The sequence below is a fragment of the Paenibacillus sp. MCAF9 genome, assembly GCF_052114265.1.
In the GTDB taxonomy this organism is placed as follows: Bacteria; Bacillota; Bacilli; order Paenibacillales; family Paenibacillaceae; genus Pristimantibacillus.
Genome location: NZ_JBFREL010000083.1, coordinates 1 through 662, shown reverse-complemented (window position 1 = coordinate 662; position 662 = coordinate 1). Strand labels below are relative to the sequence as shown.

2 tRNA genes and 2 rRNA genes are annotated in these 662 nt (G+C 49.5%); all 4 read right to left on the bottom strand.

The features are described 5' to 3' along the window. Positions 1–147 (bottom strand): 23S ribosomal RNA (locus tag AB4Z45_RS32970); the annotation flags it as partial. A 159-nt stretch (positions 148–306) separates the two neighbouring features. Continuing rightward, positions 307–382 (bottom strand) — tRNA-Ala (locus tag AB4Z45_RS32965). Positions 383–412: 30 nt separating this feature from the next. Then, positions 413–489: transfer RNA gene (locus AB4Z45_RS32960), tRNA-Ile, on the bottom strand. 116 nt (positions 490–605) lie between these two features. Continuing rightward, a 16S ribosomal RNA gene (locus tag AB4Z45_RS32955) occupies positions 606–662 on the bottom strand; the annotation flags it as partial.

Below are 662 nucleotides of genomic sequence, written 5' to 3'. Positions count from 1 at the left end.
TATCCATTACGATAGCTGGGTTTCCCCATTCGGAAATCCTCGGATCAATGCCTGCTTACGGCTCCCCGGGGCGGTATCGTTGTTCGCCACGTCCTTCTTCGGCTCCTGGTGCCTAGGCATCCTCCGTGCGCTCTTACTAGCTTAACCAAATGCTCAGGTGATCGCTCACCTTCGCTTACGTAAAAACAACTAAAGGATGTTTCAGCAATTCTTTTTCTTTCGTTATCCAGTTTTCAAGGTGCAAATGTGTTTTGAGCTGATTTTGCTTCAGAGTTAATCTTCAGCAAAGACAGTACATTATTTTATTGGTGGAGCCAAGCGGGATCGAACCGCTGACCTCCTGCTTGCAAGGCAGGCGCTCTCCCAGCTGAGCTATGGCCCCAAATGGGTACCGACTTCTCAGAGTCGATAATGGTGGGCCTTAGTGGACTCGAACCACCGACCTCACCCTTATCAGGGGTGCGCTCTAACCAGCTGAGCTAAAGGCCCTTGGGTATTCCCTTTGGTCTTCCTTTGAAAGATGATTAATCTTTCAAAACTGACAACGAGTAAGCGATAAACTGCCAAGTTTATCCGAACCTCATCGGGTCCGGGTATTTCCTTAGAAAGGAGGTGATCCAGCCGCACCTTCCGATACGGCTACCTTGTTACGACTTCACCCC